Source organism: Flectobacillus rivi (genome assembly GCF_030056655.1).
Lineage (GTDB): Bacteria > Bacteroidota > Bacteroidia > Cytophagales > Spirosomataceae > Flectobacillus > Flectobacillus rivi.
In genome coordinates this window covers 149,789-172,593 of sequence record NZ_JASHIE010000011.1, presented here as the reverse complement: position 1 = coordinate 172,593, position 22,805 = coordinate 149,789, and the positions used below count along the sequence as shown (strand labels likewise).

Here is a 22,805-nt window from a genome sequence, read left to right as displayed (position 1 = left end):
GTTCTTATTTATCGTTTTTTGGGTGTAGCTGCAACTCTTGCGGTTGCCATTTTGAGTGCTGCAACCGCAAGAGTTGCAGCTACATCAATTTTATTTTAATGATAAAACTCAACCTTCTTACACCACTAATTCACAATTCAGCATTAATATTTAGCTATAAAAACAACCAAAATATATGTTTAGTAGAAGAAATTTTCTTAAGAATTTTGGAATAGGAGGGGCTGTGCTAAGTTCACCCTCTGTGCTAGAAAATGACCAGTCTACCAACACTGAATTTGTCACAATAAAAGGTACTGTTTCTGCCAACGGCAAAGGTATTCCTCAGGTATCAGTGACAGATGGTTACACAGTGGTTAGAACCGATAATAATGGTAAATACCAAATCAAGGTGCATTCGCAAGCTGAGTTTGTATATATCAGTGTGCCATCAGGATATGAATTTCCCAATGAAAAGGGAGTTGCTCGTTTTTATCAAAAAATAGATACGACTAAAAGTTCTTTTCAAGCAAACTTTACCATAAACCCTTTATCTGTTGACGATACCAAACACCAATTTGTGGTATGGGCTGACCCTCAGATTATTTCTAAAAAAGATGCTGAAGAACTTCAAAAGTCTGGCGAAGATTTGGCTGAATTGGTAAAAGTCGCTCCTAAGGATACTCTTTTTCATGGTATCGGTTGTGGAGATCTAGTTTGGGATCATTTTGAATTGTTGGATGATTATATTTCAGCTTTTGGAAAAGCTCAGATTCCATTTTTTAGTGTGATTGGTAACCATGACATGGATTTGGATGCTAGAACTGACGATTTTTCTTCAAAAACCTTTAAAAATACTTTTGGTCCAACCTACTATTCATTCAATCGTGGCAAAGTTCACTATGTGGTTCTGGACGATGTGTTTTTTATGGGTACTGCCAAGAAATACGTTGGGTATCTAACAGAAAATCAATTGCATTGGCTGGAACAAGATTTGGCTTCTGTGCCCAAAGGTTCAACTGTTGTAGTGAGCCTGCATATTCCGACTAACACGGGTCATGCTCGTCGTAATAAACTAAAAGAGGAGGAATTAGGTGGAACTGTTGCCAATAGACGTCAATTGTACAAAATGCTAGAACCATTCCAAGCACATATTATGTCGGGACATACCCACGTGAATGAAAAATGGGAGGAAGGCAATATCATCGAGCACGTCCACGGAACGGTTTGCGGTGCATGGTGGACAGGTCCCATTTGCACGGATGGCTCACCAAGTGGATATGGCGTGTATCAGGTTGATGGTGGAAATATCTCTTGGTATTACAAAGGAACAGGCAAACCTGCCACGTATCAATTGAAAGTGTATCCGAAAGGAGTAAATAAGGATTTTCCAGAAAGTATTATTGCCAATGTTTGGAACTGGGACAAAAAGTGGAAAGTTGAATGGTGGGAAGATGGAATAGCAAAAGGAGCAATGGAACAAAAAATTGGACTCGACCCCTTAGCCATTGAGCTTTTTGCAGGCGCTGATTTACCCAAAAAACATAAATTCGTTGATCCAACGCTAACAGATCATTTATTTTTTGCTCAACCTTCATCACAAGCCAAAACGATTGTTGTGAAAGCCACTGATAGATTTGGGAATGAGTACACGGAAAAAATTAATTTGTAGAATGACCGTTATTCCAGTTTAATAAATTGGTGTACTTGAAGAAAACCCTTGGAAAAGCCTTGAGCAGTTCCAAGGGTTTTACATTTATACTTTTCCCAATTTTAAACTTATCATTCTAAGATTGATGATGACGAGTGTAATGAAGGCAAATACTAAAGACATATTATCGAACAATATTCCTATATTGATCAATAAACCAGCATAGAGATATTCTATGGGGAAAAAGGAGTTTTTACTTTCGGGATTTCTAAGGTATTTACTCAAAAAATAAAAAAGTACAAGGTTGATAAGTATCAAGAAAAGGGATAAAATAGAGCTTTGGTCAAAAGGAAAATGAAGTGTTTTGTATTGAGCAAAACAAACGTTGACAATAATAGGTATGCCAGTTACTAGTAACCATTTGTGAAGGTTCATGATGAGTGATAGTTTAGGTGAAATAATTTGAGTGGAATAAAATGTTATGATAGTGTTTTTTTGCCTACTTTCCATAGTCGGTAGGCAGCACTTAAAGAAAATAACCCCAATAAAGACCAGGTTGATACGGAATAGCTACAGACGATTTGAAAAATGCTTATAGATAAGCTGTATGAAAAATAATCCCAATTAAAATCACTAAAGGAGTTTATTGACTTGAGAATTGTTCGGAGGTTATACAGATGATAAATACCTGTGACCGTAATCGTACTTCCGAAAAATAGGTGGAATTGGTCGAGTGTTGGGTAAATACCAACGAAGAAATGACAAAAAAGTATCAAACTCACTATTGATAAAATCAGGAGAGGGATTAAGAACTTTTTCATATAACTGCTTTTAAAAAGAATGAAAGGTGAACTAGTTCTAAATTAATAAGTTGTGATTAAAAACCAATAGATTTTGACTTAATATTTTACGATTTAATAAAAAATCCCTGATAATGTTTCGGCGTAAATATTACTACACGAAAAATTATCAAGGATTTTGGTAAAGCTGAATTGCTTGCTTCAAACGATTATCTACAATTCCACTAATTCTCTCTTATCGAGTAAAACATAATTATCTTCTTCCCAATTTTGCTCGTCAATACTAGCTTTCACGTAATTCAATGAAACGGTTGTAACAGTAAGCAAAACTTGTGAAATCAAGGATGCTTCTTCCATTTTTAGCATAAATCCATTGATGCTCATCGCTACAAATAACCCTCCTACATAGAAATAAGAAAGTTTCTCTGATGCCAAAACATGTTTGAGAGCTAGGGCGAAATGTGCCAGTAAAAAAACATTGAAAAACAGCACTGGAATATTGGAGGTAATCGGCGTGTTCCAGACTGAAATTACTTGATAAATTGAAGTAGTAATAATAGCAAATCCTATAGCAAGGAATAGTTGTTGAGATTTCATAGGCGAGAATGTCCTAAGATTTAAGTGAATTTATTAATAAAGTACAAATTTTATGTTTAAACGAAAACAAGGCAAGTTTTGTCACTTTAACTTATTAAACGATTCATCTATGTACTGTTTTATGATTACTATACTATACCCAAAACACTCAGGCTTTTAGTAGATTTATTAAATCTAGTATCTGTTAAGAATTTTTGCAAGGGAACTTGACTATCAAATTGTTACCCTAAGCGTCTTGCCCACCTTAAACTAAAAAAGCGCTTTCTGATCAAATGTCAAAAAGCGCTTTAGAAAAGAAGTGGTCGACTTTATTAGATAGAAGAAGGTTGTGAGAGCTCTAAAAAAAGTACCACAACCATAATCACAATTTTACTTCACAAACGAATAAGGAATGTCTGTCTCCGATACACCTCTGTTCGTCGCTGGGCTTGACTGCATCAAGAAATCCAAAGTGGCTCCTTTTTGCAAATCATTGTGGCTTAACCAGTTTTTAGAATAATCTTTGCCATTCCATTTCAAATTGCCAATATACTTGTTATCAGCACTATTGTTTGGCGCTTTAATCACAACTTGTTTACCATTTTCAAGTGACAAGGTTACTTTTTTGAATAATGGAGCACCTAATACATATTGGTCTGTACCCGGACAAACAGGGTAGAAGCCCATTGCCGAGAAAACATACCAAGCAGAAGTCTGTCCGTTATCTTCATCACCACAATAACCATCTGGCGTTGGCTGATAGAGTTTGTTCATCACCTCGCGCACCCAATATTGTGATTTCCAAGGTTGTCCTGCGTAATTATACAAGTAAGGCATGTGCTGAATAGGCTGATTGCCGTGTGCATAATTACCCATATTCATAATTTGCATTTCACGAATTTCATGAATCACAAAGCCATAATACGAGTCATCGAAAACGGGCGGAACCACAAAAACAGAATCCAACATATTGGCAAATTCCTTTTTACCGCCCATCAAATTTGATAATCCTTTAATGTCATGGAATACACTCCAAGTGTAATGCCAAGAGTTACCTTCTGTAAACGCATCGCCCCATTTGAACGGATTGAAAGGTGATTGGAAGTTACCATCTGCATTTTTGCCACGCATCAATTTGTGACTTGGGTCATAGAGATTTTTGTAATTTTGTGAACGTTTGGCAAATCTCTCTAATTCTGAAGCTGGCTTATTTAATGCTTTTCCTAACTGATAAATACAGAAATCATCGTAAGCATATTCAAGTGTACGAGCAGCATTTTCGTTGATTTTTACATCATAAGGTACATATCCTAAATCGTTGTAGTATTTTACGCCTTTACGACCTACCGATGTTAATGGCCCTTCATTTTCACTGTTTTTCAACATTGCTTGATAGAGTGTTTCAACATCAAAACCTCTAACGCCTTTGATATAAGCATCGGCTATTAAGGAAGCTGAGTTTGAACCAATCATACAGTCACGGTGCCCGGGACTTGCCCATTCTGGAAGAAACCCGCTTTCTTTATAGGCATTGACCAACCCTTCCATAATTTGTGAGTTCAAATTACGGTGCATTAGGTTAAAGAATGGAAATACCGCACGGAAGGTGTCCCAAAAACCATTATCTGTAAACATATAGCCTGGCAATACTTGACCATTATAAGGGCTGTAGTGAACAACTTTTCCTTTGGCATCTAGTTCATAGAATTTTCTTGGAAAAAGCATGGTACGATACAAACACGAGTAAAAAGTACGAGTTTGGTCTACGCTGCCGCCTTCTACTGCAATTCTTGAAAGAGCGGTATTCCAAATACCTTTTCCTAAGTTTTTGACCTCCTCGAAGGATTGATTTCCTACTTCTTTTAGGTTAATTTCAGCTTGTTCAAAACTGATAAAAGAAGAAGCAATTTTAGCTGTTACTTGCTCGCCACGTTTGGAAATTTTGAATCCTACAACCGCCCCAACATGATTATCTGTTACTGATAATTCGTTCGCAAGTAATTCTTTAGCTTTCCAAACCGATTTGTAAGTAATAGGCTTGTCAAACTGAATGATAAAATAGTTCTTGAAATTTTCGGGAACGCCACCACTGTTTTTGGTAGTATAACCAATGATTTGATTTTTTTCAGGAATAATTTTCACAAAAGAACCTTTATCCAAAGCATCAATTACTACAAAAGCGCTGTCAGTTTTCGGAAAGGTAAACCGCATCATAGCCGCACGTTCCGTAGGTGTGATTTCGGTAGTAACGTCATGATCTGCCAAATACACACTGTAGTAATAGGGCTTAGCAATTTCGGATTTGTGTGAAAACCAGCTAGCACGTTGGTCTTCCTGAAAGCGAATTTTGCCAGTGATAGGCATAATCGCAAACTGACCATAGTCGTTGATCCAAGGACTTGGTTGGTGAGTTTGTTTGAAGCCACGAATTTTGTCGGCATCGTAAGTGTAAGCCCAACCATCGCCCATTTTTCCAGTTTGTGGCATCCAGAAATTCATCCCCCAAGGCAAAGCAATGGCTGGATAAGTGTTTCCTGTAGAAAGACTAGGCTTTGAAGCTGTACCCATCAACGGATTAATCCATTCTACGGGGTCATTTACTTTATCAACGGTTTGGGCTTGTGTACCAAGCGTCAAACTGCCGAATAAAAGTGTTAAGATTTTTGAGTTTTTTAGAAAATGGGTCATTTTTTTAAAATTTCAGGGAGTAAAAAAATGTTTGATTATAGAATTAATGTAAAAAATTGAGATTGGCTTTGAAGTTAACAGATTTGTTTGAAATGATTATACGCATTTGCATGAGAGTCCGAAAAATAAAAGTTTGTGACTTTCTGGTTTTTTTTGAGTAATTTAAGAAAGCACTTATTTTAAATCTATAAATTTTGCTAACAATTAAGTATAATTACTTATTTTATTATTAATAATAAATACTCAAATTTGTAACATCAAAGTGCTTTTACAATGAAACAAGACTTTCGAGAGCCACAATTGTGGTTATCATAATAATATTTGGTGTAGTTTGGAATAGCGTATCGATTTAGTTGATACGCTATTTTTTTTGTCCTAATTTTTTGCCTAACTTTGCCAACAGTTTATGGTGCTTTAGTTTTTCCCAGTAAAAACCTCAAAGCTTAATAGGGAATCAGGTGTGATACCTGAACTGTCCCCGCAACTGTAACACTCAATCGTGTCAACTCAATCCTCATAACCACTGAAGCAATTCGGGAAGGTTCGAGTTTGACGAGTGAAGTCAGGAGACCTGCCATAGATTATTCTTGATAGGCGCTTACGGAGGATGAGCAAAAATCGAGCGTTCGCATAGTATTTTCACTTTTTTTATTGACCATTATCAACATTTTTAAACAGTTCTCTGTGCTGTCTTTTGCGGTATTAGAATGAATGTTTTGAAATGGGTTAATAAAAAAATGGAAGTTCAAATTCTAAATGTTTTATTCTTCAAAGTTTATTCCATCAGTAGTAATGCTTGCCTTATGTGCAAGTGTAGAAAGTATTGCTCAAAATTCAGAAAAGACTCAGGTGCTTGATGAGGTAGTTGTTAGTACAAACAAATATCCTCAAAAGCAGTCTCAGTCAGGAAAAGTAGTTACAGTAATTGATGCAGCTACAATCCAGCGTAGCAAAGGTAAAACCATAGGCGAGTTGTTGAATCAACAAGTTGGCCTTACGGTAATTGGTTCTCAGAATACACTTGGTACTAACCAAGATTTGTATTTGCGTGGCGCAGGCGCTGGTTATACTTTGATTTTGGTCGATGGCCTGCCTGTATATGACCCTTCTGGTGCTTCTACTTCGTTTGACATCAACTTGATTGCTATCGACCAAATCGAGCGTATCGAGATTTTGAAAGGTGGACAGTCTAGTTTGTATGGTTCCGATGCTGTAGCAGGTGTCATTAATATTATCACGACAAAAAATAGTGGTAAAAAATTAGGTCTTAGTGGAAGCTTGGCAGGTGGTAGCTATGATACCTACCGTGCTAGTGTAAATGCAGGCGGTCAGTACAAAAAAACGACTTATGGCTTGTCGTGGAATGGTACTAAATCAAATGGTATCTCTGCAGCTAAACAGCCAGAAACAGCTAAAACTGCTTTTGATAATGACGGTTTTAAGCAAAATAATTTTCAGGTAAAATTGGGTCAACAAGTAGGTGAAAACTTAACGTTGAGAGCTGATTTGATGAGTAATTATTACAAAACTGACTTGGATGCAGGGTCTTTCAAAGATGAAAAAGACTATACTTTTGAAAATAAGAACTTGCTTTGGTCTGTTGGCGGTGCTTACCAATTGAAAAATGGAAAATTAACGGTCAATTTTCAGCAAACTAACGGTCAAAGAGTTTATGTTGATGATTCGGCTCATGTGGAGGCTGGTGCTTTTGCCAAATATTCTTATGGATACTACCGTGGCGTAGCAAGATTTGCGGAGGCTTACTATGCTCATACATTTTCTGATAAAATCAAATGGGTATTAGGCGTAGAAAACCGTTGGCAAAATACCGACCAAACGTATTTGTCTATCAGTAGCTATGGCCCATATGAAAGTCCAGCTATTAAAGCTTCAACAGCCAATACAAGTTTGTTTAGTGGCTATACTTCTTTGAATTTACAAGACTTCAATGGATTTGGTTTAGAGCTTGGTGGACGTTACAACAATCATTCTATTTATGGTAACAACTTTACGTATAACGTTAATCCGTTCTATTGGGTTGGGTCAAGATTAAAAGTATTAGCTACCTATTCTTCAAGCTACAAAGCGCCATCCTTATACCAATTATTCTCACCTTATGGCAACGAAGCTTTGAAGCCAGAGGTAGGTAAAACAGGTGAAATCGGTGCCCAATTTTTTAGCAAGAATCACCAATCATATATTCGTGGGGTGTACTTCAATCGCAATATCAAAGATGTGATTGCTTATATCAGTATCAACCAAGACCCTTGGGGACGTTATGTAAACTTGAGTCAACAGAAAGACCATGGGTTTGAAGTAGATGCTCAATGGGGTATTGGCAAAGCACAAGTAAAAGCCAATTATACCTTTGTAGATGGCGAAGTAACTACACAAGTAGCTGGTAAAGACACCACCTATGCCAATCTTTTCCGTCGCCCAAAGCATACAGTTAACGTAAATGTGGCTTATCAAATCTTGAGAAATTGGTCAGCTCAATTAGCACTTCGTTCGGTAAGCAAAGCAAGTAGTGGTCCTTACGACGATGCAAAAGTTGTTCTCGGAAATTACACAACATTAGATTTTTATACAGAGTATCAAATCAATTCGACCATCAAATTATTCTTTGATTTGAAAAACCTTACAGACAAGGAGTTTTCGGACGTGCCAGGCTACAATAGTCGTCGTCGTAACTTCATGGCTGGAGCGGTATTTAGTATTCACTAAAAAGCGAGGCAAGGTAGAAAACACTGTTTTTCTGCCTTGCTAACAGTAAAAACGATTACAAACATGACAAAAACACAACTAAATCCACGTGTAAGTCTGCTACTATCAATTGTAATTTTGGTAGGAACAGCACGCCTCATCAACGCCTCATGTCTCAATCCTTTGAGTAATTTTACGCCAATTGGCGCTATGGGCTTATTTGGAGGTACTTATTTTTCTCAACGCTGGAAAGCCTTCGCATTTCCTTTATTGACACTTTTATTTTCTGACTTAATCATCAATGGGATGATTTATGGAGGAAAATACGGTATCATGTATAGCGGCTGGATGTATAACTATGCCATTTTTGCGGGAATAGTACTACTAGGAAAAGTCTTGATGAAAAAAGTAAATCTTCAAAATTTCTTATTGAGTGGTGTAGCTGCATCGATAGGATTTTGGTTGTTAGTTGACTTTGGTGTTTGGTTTGGTGGAGGTATGGATATTCGCACAGGCGGACCACTTTCAAGAGATTTGAACGGACTAATCCAATGCTATATCCAAGGATACCCATATATGCTCAATTTCTTAGCAGGAACTTTGGGTTATGGTGCCGTAATGTTTGGCGCTATTGAATTTGCAAAAATAAAATTACCGAATATTGCCTTTGAACAAGCTTAGTATTTAGTTCTGAAAAATCTGGTTAATTTTTCAAAGTAACACTCTTTAATTTCTCAATCATACCTATAACCTATTGTTTAATATATACTCGGATCAACTATAGTAGTTCTCACCTTTTTTTTAATAATGAATTATAAATTATTGATAATCAGCAGTTTGTTTTGAATAAAATTCAATAGGTCTTGAGGTAAAAGTTTAAAAATGTTTCTTCGGCAACTATAGAAACATTGGCCGAAAGCTGATAGCCCAAATCTCACAGCCAATTACCGTCCAAACCCCATAGCCATTTATTTAATATGAGAGCCTGTTCTTTTTTACCAGCTGCTACCCAGATGATTTATGATATGAATCTTCAGGGAGACCTTTATGGTGTGACATTTGAATGTAGTACGGAATCCCGAAAGGAAAAAGCAATTGTGGTGCGTTGTGTATTGGAGGATAATAACTACACGAGCGATGAGATTGATAAAATCTTCTCTTCTTACAAAGCCCAAGGAAAAAGCCTGTATTACGTGGAGCAAGAGCGTCTCGAAAAAGCCGCTCCAGATGTGGTTTTTACACAGGATGTTTGTGAGGTTTGTCAAATAGATACCGTTTGTACCGCAAGCGCAGTATCTCAACTTCCAAAAGTTCCTGAATTGGTAGCACTTACACCCAAAAATCTTAAAGAGGTGTTTGATTGTGCCATTCAAATAGCAACAGCTTTAGGAAAAGAGGAGGCAGCTTATGAATATTTGTCAAAACTCAATGCTAGAATAGACGCGGTAATAGACACCCTACGTAAACACAAAGCACCCGTTAGACGAGTGAGCTTATTGGAATGGATTCAGCCCGTATATAATTGTGGGCACTGGATACCTTATCAGATTGCTTTTGCGGGAGGAATAGATATGCTGAGTAATCCTGCGGGCTACAGTATTGTGACTGATTTTGATAAAATAAAACGTTATAATCCAGAAGTGTTGGTGATTGCCCCTTGTGGATTCGAAACCGAACGTGCTAGAGAAGAGTTATTTCTGCTCGAAAAACAACAAGGCTGGGATGAACTTCAAGCTGTGCAGAACAAACAAGTGTATTTGGCTGATTTCGACATGTTTACTCAACCGAGTGCTTCAACTTTGGTCAATGGAATAGAGGTATTGGCTGCCTTATTTCATCCTGAAATTTTTGAAATTCCAGCACATTTAAAACACAAAGCCGTAAATATCTACGAATCAGTTTTGGTGTAGGTATTAGTGCTGAGTTTCGATTGTAAAAATGTCCTTACCTAAAGTAAATGAAATTCCGAATGCTGAAAGCCTAAAGCCAACAGCTATAAATATAATACCATGATTTGGATGATTACTGGCGGTGCCAGAAGTGGGAAAAGTAGCTACGGACAAAATCTTGCCCTCAGTTTTTCGCAATCCCCAACGTATCTTGCCACGGCAAGGCATTGGGATGGAGATTTTGAAAAACGAATCGAACGTCATCGTGGCGATCGCAACGAGCGTTGGACTTTGATAGAAGAAGAAAAAAATATCAGTAAAGTAATCGAAGCCGAAAAAGTGTATATGATTGATTGTGTAACACTTTGGTTGACGAATTTTTTTATTGATGAAAAAAATGATATTGAGGTTTGTTTAAGCAAAGCGAAACAAGAAATTGACGAATTGGCAAAGCTCAATGCTACGATTATTTTTATTACCAACGAATTAGGAATGGGCGTGCACGCTGAAACTGAAATGGGACGAAAGTTTGTAGATTTGCAAGGATGGGTCAACCAATATCTTGCCCAAAAATCAACAAAAGCAACCTTAATGGTAAGCGGGATTCCTGTGCAGATTAAGTAATTTTAACTGAATTTTGCTCCTAAACTATTATTTCAACATGACACACAAAGCCCTCATGAACTGGTCAGGAGGTAAAGATTCGGCATTGAGTCTTTATCATGCGCTAAAAGACCCTAATTTGAGTGTCGAGACGCTTCTTACCTCGGTTAATGACTCCTTCAAACGTATTTCTATGCACGGAGTACGTGAAGAATTGCTCCAACAGCAAGCTCAGAATATTGGCAAACCTCTTGTAACGCTTCGTTTACCAGAAACAGTTTCCATGGAGGAATATCAGCAACGAATGGCTGAGACACTCAATCCATTACTGGAACAGGGGATTACGCACTCCATTTTTGGGGATATTTTTTTAGAAGATCTTCGAAAACATAGAGAAGAACGTTTGGCTCAACAAGGTATTACAGGTGTTTTCCCTATTTGGAAAAGAGATTCGATGGAATTGCTAGAAGAGTTTTGGTCTCTAGGATTTCAAACCATTGTGGTTAGTGTGAATGGAAACTTATTAGATAAAAGTTTTTGCGGCAGAATCCTCGACAAAGACTTTGTCAACGACCTTCCACCCAATATCGACCCCTGCGGAGAAAATGGTGAGTTTCATACATTCGTTTTTAAAGCACCATATTTTAGCCAAGAAATTCAGTTTGAGATAGGAGAGACCGTTGACAAAACTTACGAATACAAGGATGCAGCCCTCAACATGCACCGCACAACATATTACTTTACAGATTTGATTCCTTTATGAAAACGTTCCATATTCCCGTGCCAGACTCATCTATTTTAGAAGCTATTCAGCATAAAATAGATTTCAAAACCAAACCACTAGGCGCACTGGGGCAATTAGAAAAACTTGCTTTGCGAATTTCGCTGATTCAACAAACTTTAAATCCTTCCTTACAAAAACCTCATTTAGTCGTATTTGCAGGTGACCACGGTGCTGCACAAGAAGGCATCAGTAAATATCCTCCCGAAGTGACCTATCAGATGGTTATGAATTTTGTGCAAGGTGGGGCAGCAATAAATGTCTTTTGTCGTCAACATAACATTACCTTAGAGGTGGTAGATGCAGGTGTTAACGGTACTTTTGAGAAAAGCCTTCCTATCATTCATAATAAAATTCCAAATACTTTTGGCACGAACAATTATTTGAAAGAACCTGCCATGAGTATTAAGGAAGGACAAAAATCCATTGATAGAGGAGCTGCACTCATTCAAAAGATTTTTGAAAATGGTTGTAATATCATTGGTTTTGGTGAAATGGGAATTGGCAACACCTCGTCAGCAAGCTTGATTATGAGTAAAATTTGCAAATTGCCATTATCAGAATGCGTGGGTCGCGGAACGGGACTAGATGATCAAGCGCTAAAAACTAAATTACAACTTCTACAAAAAGCCCAAGATTTACATCGCAGATTAGATACCCCACTAAAAGTATTGACGGCATTTGGTGGTTTTGAAATTGCTCAAATGGTAGGAGCTATGCTACAAGCTGCCGAACTAGGCATGATTGTGTTGATAGATGGATTTATCGCAACATCTGCCTATTTGATAGCGCATCAAATTGAACCTAATATTTCGCATTATGCCGTTTTTTGTCATCAATCAGACGAGAGCGGTCACAAGGCTATGTTGGATTTCCTAGGAGCCAATGCTTTACTCAAACTAGACTTACGCTTAGGGGAGGGCTCAGGCTGTGCATTGGCATATCCAATTATCCAATCTGCCGTAAACTTTATGAACGAAATGGCTAGTTTTGAGTCTGCTGGGGTATCTAATGTTTAGCTTTGGGCTGTAAGTTGTAGGCATTAGGCTATATGAAGTATGCTGAAAGTATAAAAGTGTTTCTAATGAAATCATGATTACATTTTTTGCTTAATGGGCAAAATAAAATTTAAGATTGTGCCTTGTGTTTTCAGGTAACGGCTTTCGGCGGTGGGCTTTGTAAAAAAGCATGTCGGTGGTTATTAAAAAACATTTTAACACTCTGTGCCTCGTGCCTGTTGCCTAGTGCCTAAATCAGAAAATTAAATTATCTTATCATGCTAACTCGACAGTTTCATATTTTTCTTAACGCTCTCATGTTTTATACTCGTATTCCTGTGCCCAAATGGATGAAACATGACGAGGATATGCTTAACCAAGCAACTGTTTATTTCCCAGTGATAGGTTGGATAATGGGCGCTATTTCGAGCCTTGTTTTCTTGCTTTTTTCGTTGGTGTTACCTTTCCCAATTGCTATTCTTTTGAGTTTGGTTGCAAGTATCCTAACAACAGGAGGTTTTCATGAAGATGGATTAGCTGATGTTTGCGATGGATTCGGTGGAGGCTGGACCAAACAGAAAATATTGGATATTATGAAAGACTCTCGCTTGGGAACATTCGGGTTGTTGGGTCTTGGGTTAGCGCTTGTTTTAAAGGTAAGTAGCCTCTTTTACATTGGTAAAGATTATCAAATTTATGCTCTCATGTTGGTACATCCACTCAGTAGATATGCGGCGCTGTCGATGATTTTTACTCATGAATATGTGCGCGAAGATGCCCTAAGCAAGGCAAAACCTATTGGCAAGAAAATAGGAATAAGTGCTTTTTTTGTAGCTTCTATCTTTGCTTTAATACCGCTGTGTATAGTGGTTTATCTAACACAAGATTGGAGAATTATTGGAGTATTGATTCCTATATTCTTAATGCGTGCCTATCTGGCTAGGTATTTTACCAAATGGCTTGGTGGCTACACAGGCGATTGTTTAGGTAGCATTCAACAATTGACAGAGGTTATCGCCTATTTGTATTTAGTGGGAATTTGGACAGTAAAATAAGATTTTCATAATGGATATATATCTGATTCGACATACTTCTGTGGATGTTCCTAAGGGACTGTGTTATGGGCAAAGTGATGTTTCTTTGGCAAAGACCTTTGAGGAGGAAGCAAAAGTTATACAAAAGAAACTTCCATCGACCCAAGTGGATTTTGATTTACATTCAAGCCCACTAAGTCGTTGTACTCATTTGATGGAATTTTTGTTTCCAGAAAAAGCATTCCAAACAGATAAAAGGTGGATGGAGATGAATTTTGGCGATTGGGAAATGAAGCTTTGGAACGATATTCCTGAAGAAGAAAGTCAGCCGTGGATGCAAGACTTTGTCAATGTTCCGACTCCCAATGGTGAAAGTTTTTCACAAATGATAGCAAGAGTAAAAACTGTTTGGGAAACGACTTTAGAACAAACAACAAACCATAAAGTCATCGTTTGCCATGGTGGCTTATTACGAACGATTTTACATTTAATTTTAGAAATTCCCGCTCAAAAAGTCTTCGCAGTCGATATTGATTATGGTGCAGTAATCAAAATACAATATCAATATGGCTTCTTTAAGGTAAAGTTCTTGTAAATTTTCCCTTCAAAAATCCTTTTGTAAGCTCAATTATCCTTGTGTAGGAATGAAAGACGTAAAATATTACGTCTCTACTTGTGTGAATCTCTAAATCACTCAATACCAAACTTACACACCAAATTTCGTGTATATACATTAAATTTTACTGTTCATGAAATGAATAGATAATAATTATTGTTACCTTTATGGAAATTTAATGTATATACATGAATCGCAAAGAGTTTTTAAAGGCTATGGCAATATTGCCAGCCACTATGAATATGGATATCAAGGCTTTAAACGAATTAGCAAACGCTCCAAAGACGGAGAGAATGCCTGCATTTTTCTTAGGACACGGCAGTCCGATGAACGCAATTGAGGATAATGAGTTTTCGAGAGGGTGGAAGAAAATAGGACAGGATTTACCTAAACCACGTGCCATTCTTTGTGTTTCGGCGCACTGGGAAACGAGAGGTACTTTTGTTACTGCCATGCCCAAACCGAAAACCATTCATGATTTTGGAGGCTTTCCTCAAGCTTTATTTGATGTGCAATATCCTGCACCGGGAAGCCCTTCGATTGCCTTGGAAACTAAGCAGGCAATTCATACCACAGAGGTTGGTCTCGACGAACAATGGGGCTTAGATCATGGTGCGTGGAGTGTTATCAAACATATTTATCCAAAGGCCGATGTTCCTGTTTTGCAGTTAAGCTTAGATTATACCAAAGCACCACAATATCACTATGACTTGGCAAAAGAAATTGCCAAATTACGGGATAAAGGCGTATTGATTGTGGGTAGTGGGAATATCGTTCATAATCTTCGTCGCTTGGCTTGGGACAAAGCTCGTTTGCCAGAATACGGGTATGATTGGGCATTGGAAGCTAATGAAATGTTGAAAAAAATGGCAGTAAATCAAGACCATAAATCTCTGATTAATTACCAAAGTTTAGGCTCGGCTGTACAATTGGCTGCGCCTTCACCAGATCATTATTTACCTTTGCTTTATACGCTTGGAACACAACAAGCCCAAGAACAAGTGAGCGTATTCAACGATAAGACTGTTTTAGGTGCAATATCGATGACTTCTTTCAAAATATCATAAGTATAAGATGTTATTAGTTGGTTGTATATCAGTTATTTGTGAAAGCGCTTATAGTCTCTAAAATAAGATTATATGCTACGATAGTTTGAGGCTTGGTCTCAAACTATCGTTTTATACAGTTTAAAACTGTATAAAAAAATGAGCCCAAGACTAAGTCTTGAACTAGTTAGTCTTCACGATTACTTAGTGCATACAATAAAAATAAGACATAGAGATATTTTGAGTTGAAATGCAAAAACTATTACTTCTCTTTGTGGCTTTGTTGCTATGCTCTTTTCTCTCAGGAACTTCACTCGGCAGGACAATATATTCAGCATAAATTCATAGATTTGAGCTAAACAGTGAGAAATCACATCATATCCAATTTTCATAAAAAAGAAAGGATATTGGATGTAGTTGATTGTTTTAACAAACAGATTGCATACACATATCTAAATTGATTTAACTACCAAAAACATGTCAGTTCAAAAAATCAAAGTATTGGTTGTCGGTTGTGGAAATATGGGTGCCTCGCACGCCACAGCCTATCACAATTCAGAAAATTTCGAGATTTGCGGAATTGTTTCTACGGGAAAAAGTAAGGAAGTGCTCAATGACAAATTAGGAGGAGGCTATGCTCTTTTTAATGACTATACAGAAGCCTTAGAAGCTACTAAACCCGATGCGGTTTGTATCTCAACTTATCCTGATACCCATGAAGCCTTTGCCATTCAGGCATTAGAAGCTGATTGTCATGTGTTTATCGAAAAACCATTGGCTGCCACCGTAGCTGGAGCTGAAAGAGTAGCTGCTAAAGCAAAAGAGAAAAATAAGAAAGTTGTTGTTGGATATATATTGAGACATCACCCATCTTGGGAAAAATTTGTAGAAGTTGCTTCTGGATTAGGACGTCCGTTGGTTATGCGCATGAATCTCAACCAACAAAGTCATGGCTATATGTGGGATGTGCACAGAAATTTGATGAAAAGCCTTAGTCCGATTGTAGATTGTGGCGTTCATTATATTGATGTGATGTGTCAAATGACTCGTTCGAAACCATTGCAAGTCAATGCTATTGGTGCAAGATTGACCAATGATATTCCCGAAGGAAATTATAATTATGGTCAATTACAAATTCGCTTTGAAGATGGTTCAGTGGGCTGGTACGAGGCTGGTTGGGGACCAATGATGAGTGAAACGGCCTTTTTTGTCAAAGATGTAATTGGACCAAAAGGTTGTGTATCGATTGTTGCCAAAGAAGCAGGTGGCGTAGGCAAATCTGATAATGTGGATGCCCATACTAAAACGGAATCTTTGCGTGTACACTATGCGGATATTGATGGAAATAATGCGTTTACCAAACCTGATGAATGGATTAACCTCACCGACGAGCCAGATCATCAAGAGCTTTGTAATCGAGAACAAGCCTATTTCTTGAAAGCAATCCAAGAAGACCTGAACTTAGAAGACCACGTGGAAGATGCAGTCAATAGTTTAAGAATTGCGTTTGCTTGTGACGAATCTGTTAAAACTGGATTGCCTGTGATGTTGTAGGTAAGAGTATGTTTGAATTTTTAATTTGCCTTTCATTAGAAAAACGAAATTTCCTTTCGCCACTCTTTACTTTTCTTGTCTTGACACAAGAAAAGTAACAAAAGAAAGTCATGAAATCCTGTTGTTTGAGCCGTAGGCGAGTTTAGGATTTCATAAAAAAACACAAACTCTTCCATTTTAATGACTTATGAATTTTAAACATATTCTAATCTGTTATTTGAATATAAGTAGTAGGAAATATTAATTTAATAGTATATCTGAGGTGAAAGTTTGCTATAACTTTTTGAATATGAGTGCCTTCAAATAACGAATATACTATTAACTAATAACGTCTTCTTACTTACTAGAGGTATTTTACAAATTCCTAATAGGTTGCGACTTCAGTCGCAACCTATTAGGAATTGTTATTTTTCTCCTAACCAACTTTTTAAAATAGCCTCTTGCTTTGGTGTAACAGTAGCTTTTCTTGAAACAGTCCATTTGTGAGTTGCGTCGTCGGCTTTTACTTCCAAACCAGCGTATCCCAAATAAGTGGCATAATCCAACTCTTTGGTGCTATAGATATAGTCAAATTCTGCACTCAGTGATTGTCCTGCAATTGTTTCACAAGCCTGACGGAATTCGGCGTCCGTGAAGCCTCTTTTGAGTTTTTTGTAATAATAGTGATACAAATAGCTCATGACATTGTCTAATGATTTTTGGTTATCAGTTGCATTTCTAATCGCCAAATCAACAATCCAGCCTACTAGGGGGCCTTTTTCGTAATAAGAAATTGATTTTGAAGCATCTTTTCCAGATGTTCCGAAAGGTCCGTCTTTCCAAGTATCATAACTAGCCTGAGCAAGGGATTGATGTAATCTGCCAGGATTGTTTTGAATATTCGTGATGTTTCTTGAAAGATTAGTTAACACTTCTTCCTCGGAGATTAGCCCCGCTCTTTTGACTAATAAATACTCATAATATACGGTCAAACCTTCGCTGATCCAAAGCTGATTGGTATGATTCATTTGACTGTAATCAAATGGACCTAACTCAAAAGGACGAATTCTTTTTACATTATAATGGTGAAAATATTCATGTGTCAAAAAGTTCAACATCTTTATTTCAACATCTCTATTGCTTAGTTTTTCGCCTGTAAAACTAACAGTTGTATTGTTCAAGTGCTCAATACCGCCATTTCCTGGACCGATTCCAATAAAAGTGTATTCATTATAAGGAATATCGCCAATAAGCGTTGTAGCTTGCTCGATAATTTTTTGAAGCTGGTTCATAAGACGAACTTTGTCGAATTCGCCCATTTTATAACCCACAAAGCGGTGTTTTTTGCCACCAACTACAAACGATGGTAACTCTTCAAGACTTCCCGAAAGGATAGGGCAGTCGTATAAAATGTCAAAATCTGGTGCAGTAAATTCATGTTTTTTCCCTGAAACTGGTGTCAAACCAGTAGCCACATCTTTCCAAGGCGTTTTTACTTTAACATGCACTGGGCTCTGAAGAAATTCGGGCACATATAAAAAAGCTGCTGTAGTAACAACGTAGGCATGAGTGGTATCTACTACGGCTGCTGCAACAAAATTGCGTTTGGCAGTTACCGAATAGTTGATGGTAAAGGGTGTATTTTTGGGTAAAACTAGTTGCCAAACATTATCCCCTTTTTTGTTAAGCGTCAACAACTTTCCTTTAGCATCTTTTGCCTCAATTGAATTGATTTGTTTGGCATAAGACATGATTTGATAATACCCTGGCATCCATTGTGGCATCGTAAAATCCAAGGTGTCTTTCGGAAATCCACTACTATGTAACTCAACGGTAAAAGTTTGATTTTGAGGCTTACTGAAATCAATGGTATAATTAAATAGTGCTTTTTTAGAAGATTGGGCTGTTGCGTTTTGAAAAACTACAAATAATCCAATCACTAGTAGCTTAAAACTCTTTTTGAAATAGTTATTCATCGAAATTGTGCAATTAAAAGGTTAATGAAGGTAAAGAAAACAATTTACTTAATTATTCGATGCAATATACGTTTGGGTTAAAATTTGCTAAGAATGGATAATTTTTGAATTGATTTATGAAAATGACTGGACTGAGTGTTTTATCTTTCGAAGAATATTTATTTCTAAACAATCCAATTCATGAAACTTCAAAAATTACTCTCAATGATTTGTTTGTTTTTGGCTATTTCTAGCCTTGCAAACGCACAAACATCTAAGGATGAAATGATAAAAGAGTGGGAAAGAGCCAAGACCTATACAAAGGAATATCTCGATGCAATGCCAGAGTCTGGTTATGCCTTGAAGCCCACACCAGAAATGCGCTCATTTGCTGAACAAATGTTACACTTGACAGATGGTAACTACGGTTTTGCGGCAGCAGCTTCTGGCGAAAAAAGTGCTTTTGCCCCAGGAGAATTGGAAAAAACAACGGATAAGTCTAAGGCAAATGTCTCTAAAATTGTATTGGATGGATATGATTTTGTGATTAATAGTTTGAAAAAAGTACCAGCAGATAAAATGGGAGAAACGATCAAATTATTTAATCGTTTTGAAATGACTAGAGGTACAGCTTTTGCTAAATGTTTTGAGCATCAAACACACCACAGAGGTCAAACAACGGTTTATATTCGTTTGGCAGGAGCGAAGCCACCACAGGAAAAGCTTTTCTAGAGTCTTCGTTAATTTAGTGAATTAAGATTGAGTGAATGAGTGATTATTAATACTGGACAAAACGGATAAAAGTGATTCAATAGTTTTGACTTTGTCTCGAATCAGTTATTTCAATTTATGTTGTAATCAATGATAATAATCACTCATTCACTCAATCTCAAATCACTCAATAATCTAAAGGTTCAATGAGAGTAAAGGAACATTACTTTCAGATGCCATCATACGGGTTTTACTTCTATGAACCATAGAGCTCAAAAAGCCATATTTATATGGTACCATCACCAATAAATCAGAACTAGTTTCTTTTATTTCATCCTTAATAGATTCGACTACACTATCAGAAGTTACGTTGTTGTAAGAATAGTCGATACCATCCAACCCTGCATAGATACTGTCCAAATGCTCGGTATCTACCGCACTGAGCTCATGCTGTTTGCGACAAACATAAAACACCTCCACTTTAGCCCCAAAACTTCTGGCAACAGATTTTACTCTTTCCAAAATGATACCATGAACGCCTTTGGTGACATCACAGGCAAATAGAATTTTTTTGATTCCTTCAAACTTTACACTTTTAGGAATCGCCATAATAGGATATTTGATTTTGTTGATAACCAGAGTAGTGGTATTCCCTAATAAATCTTGTTCAACCGACTTTTCGGGCATTCCCAAAACCAGCATATCGGCTTCATGCGTTACAAAACAACGATTTAGTTCGTCAGTTATATCTCCAGAAGCAATATGAGGTGTTACTTTGATTTGGTATTCTTTTTCGAGTTTTTGGGCAGCTTCAGCCAACTCTAATTTCGCTAAGGCTAATCCATGATTCATTGAATTACTTGAAGTACGGGCGTTCAGGGCGTGTATAGACACATTATGTAGGTTGAACAATACCAACTCCAAGTTTAATGCAGCCGCAGCTTGTGCCGCATATATAGTAGCATTTTCAGCTTCTTCCGAAAAATTCGTTGCAACAATCACCTTTTTCATAGCCTTGATGTTTTAAGCTTTCCACTCATTTATGGAAAGCAAGTTATGTTGAATAAAAGAACAAAACACTCTTGAAAAGCAGGTTTTGTATTAACTTTCATCATGGAATATGTGGTTTCAATCCTCTATTTATTAAACGAAATATGGGCTTTTTTCGTTGCAAAACCTAGTTAAAAATGATATTATTTTGTTGAAAAATTGAATAAAATAAATTTTAAATTGTTTGAACCTTTTTGTCACGGGTGAATGAATTCACCCGCTAATTGGAATTGCTATTCAAGAACTCGTCATTAAACCCAAACATCTTATTTTTCTCAAAATAAGTAAGTTTAAACAGCTTCCTTGGCAACTTTGATTGATAAAACTATTCTCTATAAAACCTTAATTCTTCTTCTGACATATTTTCAAACATCTTTTTGGCATGCTGATAGCCGATTTCGTAGATTTCATCAAAAGCTTGCCAATTGAGAATACTGTATTTGCGTAAATCTGGATTGATATAGAGGTCTGTGTATTTTTTAGTCTCGCTTTGTCTGGCATCACTGTATAACACTGTGCTATTCAAAATGATAGACATGAGGAGGGGCATTCGGTATTTTTGGTCTTTTTTACTGCGAAATCTATCTTTTAAAATCTCCCAACCAGAAGGCATTTTGGTAATCGAGAGCTTGTTGGGTTTATCAATAAAAAAGTCTACTCCAATGATTTTGGCAACGCCCATTTTATTCATAATATCCGTCGGGAAGTTATTGAATGTTCCCCCATCTACTAGAAAATCTTGATTGTCTATCACAGGAGGAAAAACCCCTGGAATAGAGCTACTGGCACGCAAATACTTGGTAATAGAGCCTTTGGTATGTAATACTTCTCGAGCCTCGGTAAAATTACTAGAGACAAAATAACAGGGAATCCAAGTATCTTCGATATTTACCTCTTTTCCAACACTACTGACAATACTATCAGAAATCATTTTTTCGATTCTATGTCCTTTAATCAAAGACACGAATGGCAATAGGGTATAATCTTTGGTTGGGTTGAAAAAGGCTCCTTTTCTGGCATTTTGTCTTGCCATCTCAGGGGAAATATCAAAGGCAACCAGTGAAGACATCATTGCGCCAACACTTGTGCCTCCAACAAAATCGATAGGAATGTTGAATTCTTTCAGTGCCTGGTATACACCCAAATGTGCAAAGCCTTTGGCGCCTCCACCTGCTAGTACTAAACCAATGGCATTGCCAGAAATAACCCTTGCAAGTCGCTGTAAATCAGCAATTAGGTGTGGTCGGATATGGAAATGCCTTTGTACATTGCGAGGTTTTAACCATTGGTCTGTAAAGTGAGGAATTCTGGTTCTTTCATCGTGTAACAAGATTAGGTTTTTGACAGCTGGTTTGGCCTGTGTTTTGATAAATATCTCTTTTTCAAAAGCTGTCAACGCTGGTGAATCTTCGGCCGAGGCAAGTAGATAAATTTCGTCGGCATTACGGATACAACGTTTGGTCCATTCGGTGTTAGCACTATCACAGAGGTACAACATCAAGTCATATTTAGACTCTTGTTCGTCGAGCCACTGGCTGAGTTTTCGATAATGTGTGGTATCACTTTTGGCGGCTTGAGCCAAATTTTCTGTTTCGTGGGTATGATTAATGAGATCAGACGAAAGTATTAATGTTCTGCCTTTTCGTTCGAGATAGGGAAAAAGTTTATCTATGAAATCTCGGTGATTCAGGGTAGGAGAAACTCCAACAAAACAAATATTAACAGGTTTTTTGACGTTTTTTTTGAGCGATTGAGAATTGCGAAGACGGTTGATGATGATTTTGGAAACACTCATCGAAATCAGCGGGTATGCCTTCAAAATTTCTTCAAAAAGCGCTTTTGTTAGTTTTACTAATACGCTATCGCGGGTAGCCACAATGCTGGCGCCTCGTGGTTCGCCAGTAAACAGAGCCATTTCTCCTACCGTTTCACCTCTGATAATTTCTCCTACGGTCAAATTTTCACCTTCAGCTGTTGTGATATATGCTCGAAGACGACCGCTAATTACAAAATACAAAGAATCGTCCACCTCATCTTGTCGAAATAAGATTTCGCCTCCAGCCAATTCTATCCACTCCAATTGCGGCTCGATGAGTCCAAGCATCTGGGTATCAAATTTGCCGAAAACACTGGATAGACTATTTACCAATAAATCATGTTGATAGTCTTTTATTGGATAATTATGTTGCATAATT

18 protein-coding genes and 1 riboswitch are annotated in these 22,805 nt (G+C 37.3%); of the genes, 12 read left to right on the top strand and 6 right to left on the bottom strand.

What is annotated here, in order from left to right; genetic code table 11:
• Positions 1 to 175 precede the first annotated feature (175 nt).
• Positions 176 to 1,648 (top strand): calcineurin-like phosphoesterase C-terminal domain-containing protein, encoded by a 1,473-nt coding sequence (locus QM481_RS16415; RefSeq protein ID WP_283382497.1) that lies wholly within the window; start codon positions 176 to 178, stop codon positions 1,646 to 1,648.
• Positions 1,649 to 1,732: 84 nt separating this feature from the next.
• Here QM481_RS16415 and QM481_RS16410 read toward each other — a convergent pair whose 3' ends face one another.
• The 3 genes from QM481_RS16410 to QM481_RS16400 form a co-directional block, all read right to left on the bottom strand.
• Positions 1,733 to 2,062, bottom strand: coding sequence for a hypothetical protein (locus QM481_RS16410; protein ID WP_283382496.1), 330 nt, complete (start codon positions 2,060 to 2,062; stop codon positions 1,733 to 1,735).
• A gap of 578 nt (positions 2,063 to 2,640) precedes the next feature.
• The gene (locus QM481_RS16405; RefSeq protein ID WP_283382495.1) at positions 2,641 to 3,024 is read right to left on the bottom strand and encodes a hypothetical protein; all 384 of its coding nucleotides are present in this window, start codon (positions 3,022 to 3,024) and stop codon (positions 2,641 to 2,643) included.
• 369 nt (positions 3,025 to 3,393) lie between these two features.
• Positions 3,394 to 5,691, bottom strand: a complete 2,298-nt coding sequence (locus QM481_RS16400; protein ID WP_283382494.1) for a GH92 family glycosyl hydrolase — start codon at positions 5,689 to 5,691, stop codon at positions 3,394 to 3,396.
• Positions 5,692 to 6,081: 390 nt separating this feature from the next.
• A riboswitch (cobalamin riboswitch) is annotated at positions 6,082 to 6,284 on the top strand.
• Positions 6,285 to 6,447: 163 nt separating this feature from the next.
• Between QM481_RS16400 and QM481_RS16395 the strand changes: the two genes are divergently transcribed.
• The 10 genes from QM481_RS16395 (at position 6,448) to QM481_RS16350 (ending at position 16,915) form a co-directional block, all read left to right on the top strand.
• Complete coding sequence (locus QM481_RS16395) at positions 6,448 to 8,415, top strand: TonB-dependent receptor plug domain-containing protein (protein ID WP_283382493.1); 1,968 nt, start codon at positions 6,448 to 6,450, stop codon at positions 8,413 to 8,415.
• A gap of 63 nt (positions 8,416 to 8,478) precedes the next feature.
• Positions 8,479 to 9,075 carry a DUF6580 family putative transport protein gene (locus QM481_RS16390; protein WP_283382492.1) on the top strand — a complete coding sequence of 199 codons (597 nt, stop codon included), beginning with the start codon at positions 8,479 to 8,481 and terminating at the stop codon, positions 9,073 to 9,075.
• Positions 9,076 to 9,371: 296 nt separating this feature from the next.
• Positions 9,372 to 10,304, top strand: coding sequence for an ABC transporter substrate-binding protein (locus tag QM481_RS16385; RefSeq protein ID WP_283368556.1), 933 nt, complete (start codon positions 9,372 to 9,374; stop codon positions 10,302 to 10,304).
• Positions 10,305 to 10,403: 99 nt separating this feature from the next.
• Positions 10,404 to 10,907 (top strand): bifunctional adenosylcobinamide kinase/adenosylcobinamide-phosphate guanylyltransferase, encoded by a 504-nt coding sequence (gene cobU / locus QM481_RS16380; protein WP_283382491.1) that lies wholly within the window; start codon positions 10,404 to 10,406, stop codon positions 10,905 to 10,907.
• A gap of 37 nt (positions 10,908 to 10,944) precedes the next feature.
• Positions 10,945 to 11,649, top strand: a complete 705-nt coding sequence (locus QM481_RS16375) for a Dph6-related ATP pyrophosphatase (protein WP_283382490.1) — start codon at positions 10,945 to 10,947, stop codon at positions 11,647 to 11,649.
• Positions 11,646 to 12,686, top strand: coding sequence for a nicotinate-nucleotide--dimethylbenzimidazole phosphoribosyltransferase (gene cobT, locus QM481_RS16370; protein ID WP_283382489.1), 1,041 nt, complete (start codon positions 11,646 to 11,648; stop codon positions 12,684 to 12,686). The genes QM481_RS16375 and cobT overlap by 4 nt, the downstream gene beginning before the upstream one ends.
• Positions 12,687 to 12,943: 257 nt before the next feature.
• On the top strand, positions 12,944 to 13,720 hold the full coding sequence (locus QM481_RS16365; RefSeq protein ID WP_283382488.1) for an adenosylcobinamide-GDP ribazoletransferase: 777 nt from the start codon (positions 12,944 to 12,946) through the stop codon (positions 13,718 to 13,720).
• A 10-nt stretch (positions 13,721 to 13,730) separates the two neighbouring features.
• Positions 13,731 to 14,294: an alpha-ribazole phosphatase gene (gene cobC, locus QM481_RS16360; RefSeq protein ID WP_283382487.1), complete on the top strand. Its 564-nt coding sequence runs from the start codon at positions 13,731 to 13,733 to the stop codon at positions 14,292 to 14,294.
• Between the two features lie 209 nt (positions 14,295 to 14,503).
• Positions 14,504 to 15,382: a 4,5-DOPA-extradiol-dioxygenase gene (gene ygiD / locus QM481_RS16355; RefSeq protein ID WP_166550077.1), complete on the top strand. Its 879-nt coding sequence runs from the start codon at positions 14,504 to 14,506 to the stop codon at positions 15,380 to 15,382.
• A gap of 456 nt (positions 15,383 to 15,838) precedes the next feature.
• A complete protein-coding gene (locus QM481_RS16350; RefSeq protein WP_283382486.1) occupies positions 15,839 to 16,915 on the top strand; it encodes a Gfo/Idh/MocA family protein in 1,077 nt (358 codons plus the stop codon).
• Positions 16,916 to 17,319: 404 nt separating this feature from the next.
• On the opposite strand, the gene QM481_RS16345 is transcribed toward QM481_RS16350, so the two are convergent.
• Positions 17,320 to 18,870, bottom strand: a complete 1,551-nt coding sequence (locus QM481_RS16345) for a M61 family metallopeptidase (RefSeq protein ID WP_283382485.1) — start codon at positions 18,868 to 18,870, stop codon at positions 17,320 to 17,322.
• Between the two features lie 180 nt (positions 18,871 to 19,050).
• Here QM481_RS16345 and QM481_RS16340 point away from each other — a divergent pair, with 180 nt between their 5' ends.
• Entirely contained in the window at positions 19,051 to 19,581 is a 531-nt protein-coding gene (locus QM481_RS16340; protein WP_283382484.1) for a DinB family protein, read from the top strand.
• A gap of 174 nt (positions 19,582 to 19,755) precedes the next feature.
• Here QM481_RS16340 and QM481_RS16335 read toward each other — a convergent pair whose 3' ends face one another.
• Together QM481_RS16335 and QM481_RS16330 are read right to left on the bottom strand one after the other, a co-directional pair.
• Positions 19,756 to 20,571 carry a universal stress protein gene (locus QM481_RS16335; protein ID WP_166550081.1) on the bottom strand — a complete coding sequence of 272 codons (816 nt, stop codon included), beginning with the start codon at positions 20,569 to 20,571 and terminating at the stop codon, positions 19,756 to 19,758.
• 364 nt (positions 20,572 to 20,935) lie between these two features.
• On the bottom strand, positions 20,936 to 22,801 hold the full coding sequence (locus QM481_RS16330; protein WP_283382483.1) for a patatin-like phospholipase family protein: 1,866 nt from the start codon (positions 22,799 to 22,801) through the stop codon (positions 20,936 to 20,938).
• Positions 22,802 to 22,805: the final 4 nt, after the last annotated feature.

Coding starts and splice junctions, on each gene's coding strand:
- QM481_RS16410 (WP_283382496.1), bottom strand. CDS start 2,062: ATGAACCTTCACAAATGGTTACTAGTAACTGGCATACCTATTATTGTC.
- QM481_RS16395 (WP_283382493.1), top strand. CDS start 6,448: ATGTTTTATTCTTCAAAGTTTATTCCATCAGTAGTAATGCTTGCCTTA.
- cobT (WP_283382489.1), top strand. CDS start 11,646: ATGAAAACGTTCCATATTCCCGTGCCAGACTCATCTATTTTAGAAGCT.
- QM481_RS16345 (WP_283382485.1), bottom strand. CDS start 18,870: ATGAATAACTATTTCAAAAAGAGTTTTAAGCTACTAGTGATTGGATTA.
- QM481_RS16400 (WP_283382494.1), bottom strand. CDS start 5,691: ATGACCCATTTTCTAAAAAACTCAAAAATCTTAACACTTTTATTCGGC.
- QM481_RS16330 (WP_283382483.1), bottom strand. CDS start 22,801: ATGCAACATAATTATCCAATAAAAGACTATCAACATGATTTATTGGTA.
- QM481_RS16350 (WP_283382486.1), top strand. CDS start 15,839: ATGTCAGTTCAAAAAATCAAAGTATTGGTTGTCGGTTGTGGAAATATG.
- QM481_RS16405 (WP_283382495.1), bottom strand. CDS start 3,024: ATGAAATCTCAACAACTATTCCTTGCTATAGGATTTGCTATTATTACT.
- QM481_RS16390 (WP_283382492.1), top strand. CDS start 8,479: ATGACAAAAACACAACTAAATCCACGTGTAAGTCTGCTACTATCAATT.
- cobC (WP_283382487.1), top strand. CDS start 13,731: ATGGATATATATCTGATTCGACATACTTCTGTGGATGTTCCTAAGGGA.
- QM481_RS16385 (WP_283368556.1), top strand. CDS start 9,372: ATGAGAGCCTGTTCTTTTTTACCAGCTGCTACCCAGATGATTTATGAT.
- QM481_RS16365 (WP_283382488.1), top strand. CDS start 12,944: ATGCTAACTCGACAGTTTCATATTTTTCTTAACGCTCTCATGTTTTAT.
- cobU (WP_283382491.1), top strand. CDS start 10,404: ATGATTTGGATGATTACTGGCGGTGCCAGAAGTGGGAAAAGTAGCTAC.
- QM481_RS16335 (WP_166550081.1), bottom strand. CDS start 20,571: ATGAAAAAGGTGATTGTTGCAACGAATTTTTCGGAAGAAGCTGAAAAT.
- QM481_RS16340 (WP_283382484.1), top strand. CDS start 19,051: ATGAAACTTCAAAAATTACTCTCAATGATTTGTTTGTTTTTGGCTATT.
- QM481_RS16415 (WP_283382497.1), top strand. CDS start 176: ATGTTTAGTAGAAGAAATTTTCTTAAGAATTTTGGAATAGGAGGGGCT.
- QM481_RS16375 (WP_283382490.1), top strand. CDS start 10,945: ATGACACACAAAGCCCTCATGAACTGGTCAGGAGGTAAAGATTCGGCA.
- ygiD (WP_166550077.1), top strand. CDS start 14,504: ATGAATCGCAAAGAGTTTTTAAAGGCTATGGCAATATTGCCAGCCACT.